The organism is cf. Phormidesmis sp. LEGE 11477 (assembly GCF_015207105.1).
GTDB lineage: Bacteria > Cyanobacteriota > Cyanobacteriia > Phormidesmidales > Phormidesmidaceae > Phormidesmis.
Genome location: NZ_JADEXO010000017.1, coordinates 23003 through 28884 on the forward strand (window position 1 = coordinate 23003; position 5882 = coordinate 28884).

The 5882-nt window shown below is 50.7% G+C and carries 2 protein-coding genes; both read left to right on the forward strand.

All coding sequences use genetic code 11. The annotated features are described in order from the left end of the window. Window positions 1-32 precede the first annotated feature (32 nt). Window positions 33-4724: a type I polyketide synthase gene (locus IQ256_RS07685; protein WP_193854957.1), complete on the forward strand. Its 4692-nt coding sequence runs from the start codon at window positions 33-35 to the stop codon at window positions 4722-4724. Beyond that, window positions 4714-5796 carry an LLM class flavin-dependent oxidoreductase gene (locus IQ256_RS07690; RefSeq protein WP_193854958.1) on the forward strand — a complete coding sequence of 361 codons (1083 nt, stop codon included), beginning with the start codon at window positions 4714-4716 and terminating at the stop codon, window positions 5794-5796. Before IQ256_RS07685 ends, IQ256_RS07690 begins: the two co-directional genes overlap by 11 nt. The last annotated feature ends 86 nt before the right edge of the window (window positions 5797-5882 follow it).

Sequence of the window (5882 nt, forward strand, 5' to 3'; positions counted from 1 at the left end):
TTAACTCTCTTTTTATCTTTTCAAAAAACGTCATGAGCGAAGTCTCTCGAAATTCAAACTTACCTACGCAGACTTCTGATCGCGTTTTGAAGGCGCTGAAGGCCGCGCGATCGCAAATAGAAGCCATCGAGCAGGCCAAGAATGAGCGCATTGCGATCGTCGGCATGGCAGGTCGGTTTCCAGGTGCAAATAATCTCAAAGAATTTTGGACGCTGATCAGCCAAGGCCAGTCGGGAATTCAGTTTCTCTCAGACGAAGCGCTGCTGGAGGCGGGCGTGCCTGAAAGCACTTTTCAACAGCCCAACTATGTCCGCGCCTATGCCAGCTTCCCCGACCCAACAGGCTTTGATGCCGCATTCTTTGGCTACTCTCCCCGCGAAGCAGAACTAATCGATCCGCAGCACCGTGTATTTCTCGAATGTGCATGGAGCGCTCTGGAAGACGCGGGCTACGACAGCCAACAGTACGACGGCAGCATTGGTGTTTATGGCGGCGCTGCTCTCAACAGCTATGTGGTCAATCTCCATTCTCAGCCAGATATCCGAGAGTCTATTAGTCCTGTACAAGCGGTTGTCAGCAACGTCATGGGACTGATGCCTACTCGGGTCTCCTATCAGCTAGATCTAAAAGGGCCAAGCTGCGGCATTCAAACAGGTTGTTCAACCGCGATAGTCGCGGTTCATTCCGCCTGCCAAAGTTTGCTTAGCCATGAGTGTGATATGGCCCTAGCAGGCGGCGTCACTATCAGCAGCGCCCAGCCACAGGGCTATCTATATCAGTCTGAAAGTATTGCCTCTCCTGACGGTATCTGTCGCGCCTTCGATGCCGAGGGTCAGGGAACAGTCTTTGGCAATGGGGTTGGGATTGTTGTGCTTAAACGTTTGCAGGCTGCGATCACAGACAAAGACCACATCTACGCCGTCATCAAAGGCTCAGCGATTAACAACGATGGCGCAGACAAAATCAATCTGATTGCACCCAGCGTTTCAGGTCAAGCCACAGTGATTAAATCGGCCATTGAGCAGTCAGGTATCTCACCAAACACCATCGACTACGTAGAAGCGCATGGCACAGGTACACATTTGGGCGATCCGATTGAAGTCGCAGCGCTCAACAAAGCATTCAACGACCTTTCAACAACAGACTTCTCAACAGCCGCAGAATCTAAAACAGTTCGTACAAGCTGTGCGCTGGGATCGGTTAAAACCAATGTCGGACATCTCGACGCTGCTGCCGGAGCCGCTGGACTGATCAAGACGGTTCTCTCACTTCAGCATAAAACTATTCCCGCTAGCCTCAACTATCAGCGACCAAATCCTAAAATCGATTTTCAAAACGGCCCCTTTGTCGTCAATCAGCACCGTCAGGACTGGACAGCCAACGGCACTCCCAGGCGTGCAGGCGTCAGCTCTTTTGGCATGGGCGGCACTAATGCTCACATGATTCTAGAAGAAGCACCCGAAGCTTGTACATCCGAAGCAGGTCGCCCTTGGCAGCTGATTCCGCTATCTGCCAAAACGCTCACCGCACTCGATACGCTGACTCAGAACCTCGCAGATCACTTGCTGCGTCACGCTGATTTATCCATCGCCGATGTTGCCTACACGCTGCAAGTTGGTCGGCGATCGCACTCACATCGTCGCTTCTTTGTGTGCCAATCGACTCAAGACGCGGTTCAACAGCTCAGCAAACCAGACGGCAATGCGCCTAACAATGCAATCAACAATGCGCTGACTGCTTCTGCGAATAAATCTGTTGTGTTCATGTTCCCGGGGCAAGGCGCTCAGCATATTGATATGGCAAAAGGACTGTATCAAACAGAACCCGTCTTCAAGCAGGCTATCGATCAGTGCGCTAGCATTCTCGCCAGAGAAAATATTGCGCTTTTAGAGCTACTTTATCCTTCTCCACAGCCAGATATAACATCTGGAAAAGCACCTGAGAAAACTACTGAAAAGCTCTATCAAACCGCCTACGCACAGCCCGCTCTTTTTGCAATTGAATACGCCTTAGCTCAACTCTGGATGAGCTGGAACGTCCGTCCGCAGGCCATGATCGGTCACAGTATTGGAGAGTACGTTGCGGCTTGTATTGCTGGTGTATTTTCTTTAGAAGACGCGCTGTGGCTAGTGGCAGCGCGATCACGACTGATGCAGAATGCTCGCCCCGGTGCAATGCTCTCAGTTCTCGCCGCTGCCGATACCCTTCGGCTGCCAAAAGATGCTGAAATCGCAGTGATTAACGCCCCTCAAAGCTGCGTCATATCTGGCCCCACAGACACCATCACCGCGTTTTCACAGCAGCTCGAATCACAAGATATTCCCTGCCGCTTGCTCGCAACCTCACACGCTTTCCATTCGGCCATGATGGAAAGCGCACTCAGCGAGTTCTCTCAGGCACTGAAGAAAATCACGCTCTCACCGCCCGAGATAGACATCATCTCCAACCTAACTGGCACTTGGCTAGCAGATAGCGAAGCAACAGATCCTAACTATTGGGTGAAGCACCTGCGTTACTGCGTTCGCTTCAGCCAAGGCATCACAGAAGTATTGAATATGCCAAACACTGTACTGCTAGAAGTTGGCCCCGGCAACACATTGACCAAGCTGGCACGGCAAAACCTAACTGCGACAGATCGTAGTGATGACATACCAATTCTATCTTCTCTGCCACATCCCAAAGACAGTAATACCGATCTCAATACGCTAACAGAAACGCTCGGAAAGCTTTGGCAGACAGGCGTTCCCGTCAACTGGAGAGATCTCTATCAGCAGCAGCAGCAGCCAAGAAGACAGCGCCTTTCATTGCCGACATATCCCTTTGAGAGAAAGTCTTATTGGATACCGCTGCGATCGCCTCAAGATACGCCAACGCCATCAACCCCAAAAGAGAAAGCCCCCGATCAAGCAAACTGGTTCTACATACCCTCATGGAAACGGCTACCGCTAGTGGCTGTACCAGAAAAGCTCACAGCACATCAGCATCTAGTTTTAGCGGATCAAATACTGCAGCCTCAGTTAAATGAACAATTAGAGAAACTGCCAACGCAGCCAGAGTTAGCTTGGACAGATTTTAGCGACTTCCAAGCGCTAGTTTCCTTCATCCAAACTCACCTACCACTCAAATCATCCACTACCCTCACACTTCTCACGACCAACAGCTACGCAGTCACCCCCCACGATTCACTTGATCCCAACAAAGCGAAAGCACAGGGACTTTCTCAAGTCATCGCCCAAGAATATCCAAGCATCTGCTGTCGTTTCATCGATATTGACTCATCGCCTTCAGCGCATACGCTGCAAGCTGTTAGCCGAGAACTAACCTCTCCTTATAATCTCGATCAAAGACAAGTGGCTTATCGCAGCGGGCAGCGCTGGGTACGCGCCTATGAGGCACTGCCTCTGCCAGAACAATTACCTTCGCAGCTCAAGCGCGGCGGTACCTACGTGATTGCAGGCGATCTGATTGAAGGGCTAGGTATGGTATATGCCCAAGCTTTGATAAAAGAGTGGGACGCTAAGCTCATTCTGTTGGGTAGAGCAGGGTTACCGGCGGCGTCAGAATGGGAAAAGTGGCTGCTTACCCACGGGCCACAGCACGGCGCGAGTCAGTTAATTCGCAAGCTGCAAACGCTTGGACGAGAAGATGAACAGTTCTGTTGGTTTAGCGGCAGCTTGGCAGATGCAGACTGGGTGAGTGCTAGTATCAGAACAGGATTGGAACGGCTGGGCAAGACTTCAGGCAATGAGATTACTGGCGTTTTTCATGCGGATGTGATGGGCGATCGCGCTAGCTGCGAAATTGCTCAGCTTACCCATGCTGAAATTGACCGAATTTGCCAAAATAAAGTAGATGGAATGCGATCGCTCCAACAAGCCCTCGTCCACCACCCCGTCGGCTTCTATGTCCTACAATCTTCTTTATCCTCAGTAGTTGGCGGCATTGGGTTCGGAGCCTACGCTGCGGCCAACAGCTACCTAGACACCCTTGCGATCCAACAAAACAATGCTAGAAACGGCGCATCAAAAACGCCATCCCCTCACTGGCTGAGCCTAAATTGGGATGCCTGCAAGCTAGACGATGTAGCCCCTTCGGCATCTGAACTTATGGCTCTAGCCATGACCGCAGAAGAAGTTTGGCAAACAACACAGCGGGCTCTATCGCAACCAGGACTCTCCCAATTGATCATTTCACCCCGTCCTTTAGCGCCCAGACTTACCGCCGCCTTTACGCCTCAGCCAATTCAATCAACCGCTAACTCTCATGAAACATCCACCTCATCTATTGCCCCCTCTATCCATAGCCGCCCAACTCTAGCAACAGAATACGCTGCCCCTCGCACTCCAGTAGAGCAAGCGGTAGCGCAAGCAATGGGCGATTTACTAGGGATTGCCGAGGTGGGTATTCACGACAACTTTTTCGAGCTGGGGGGACACTCCCTCTTAGCGATTCAGGCGGTCACACAGCTTAGACAAAAATTTCCGGTAGAGCTACCCATGCGAGCATTTCTTTTTGAAGCGCCTACCGTGGCAGGCATCGCTGGCATCATTCAGGAGCAAATAGATGAAAGTGAGAAAACGGCTCTATCCGAAGAAAACAAAGCCACTATGGAGAGTTTGCTAGATCAAATAGAGAGTATGCCGCCTGAGAGCATGCCGCCTAAAAATCCGACTGAAGATACGACATCTAAAAATGCAGCACTAGAGGTGAGTCATGAAGTTTAGTCTGTTTTATTTCGATGGCGATGGGTTAAACATTCAGGGCGATCCTTACAAACTGCTGATGGAAAGCGCTAAGTTTGCAGACCGCAACGGTTTTAGCGCCGTTTGGACACCCGAAAGACACTTTCACGCCTTTGGCGGACTATACCCTAATCCAGCCGTTACCAGCGCCGCACTTGCTGTTGCTACCGAAAGAATTCAGCTCAGAGCGGGGAGTGTTGTGCTGCCCCTGCACCATCCTGTGCGAGTTGCAGAAGACTGGGCCGTGGTCGATAATCTCTCAGGCGGGCGAGCCGCGATCGCCTTCGCCTCCGGCTGGACAATGGACGAATTTATTCTCTCTCGTGAACCGCACGGCAGCCGCAAATCTGTGATGTGGCGGGGCATTGATACGGTGCAAAAGCTTTGGCAAGGTGAGGCGGTGGAGTTTGAGGATGTAACAAATAGAACAGTCAGCGCCAAAACGCTACCGAGACCCGTGCAGCCTAAGCTGCCAACATGGGTTACGTGCCAGTCTATGGAGACCTTTATTGAAGCCGGTCGGCTAGGGGTAAACGTGCTAACTTCTTTGCTGGGAGAGACTTTAGAGCAGGTTGCGCCCAAGATTGCCCGATATCGAGAAACCTTACAGAAAAATGGGCATGAGCCAGGCGACTACACGGTATCAATGATGATGCATACCTTTCTGGGTGAAGAAGTTGAGCAGGTAAAAGAAGAAATTCGTCAACCTTTTTGTGAATATCTCAAGACTCACTACGGCCTGCTAGAAAATCTTGCCAAGGGCATGGGATTAAACGTCAGTTTGGATGATTTTTCTGACGATGATCTCGATAGTTTGTTATTATTTGGTGTAGAAGGATTTATGAAAGGGCGCTCTCTGATTGGCACACCAGAGAGCTGTATGCCATTTGTTCAGCAGTTGCACGAAGCGGACGTCGATGAAGTCGCCTGCCTGATAGATTTTGTTCAGGACTTTGATGCTGTGATGAAGTCGCTGCCTTATCTAGCAACGCTTCAAGCGCAGTGTAATCAAAGCACTCAGAAAGAACTACTAGCGACTGTTGGCAGTTCCTAACATGCCTTTTGTACTGCTTCCTCTAGCCACTGAACATAAAGGTCGAATCGGTGGTCGCTCCTTAAAAGAATCAAGTTATTCTCATC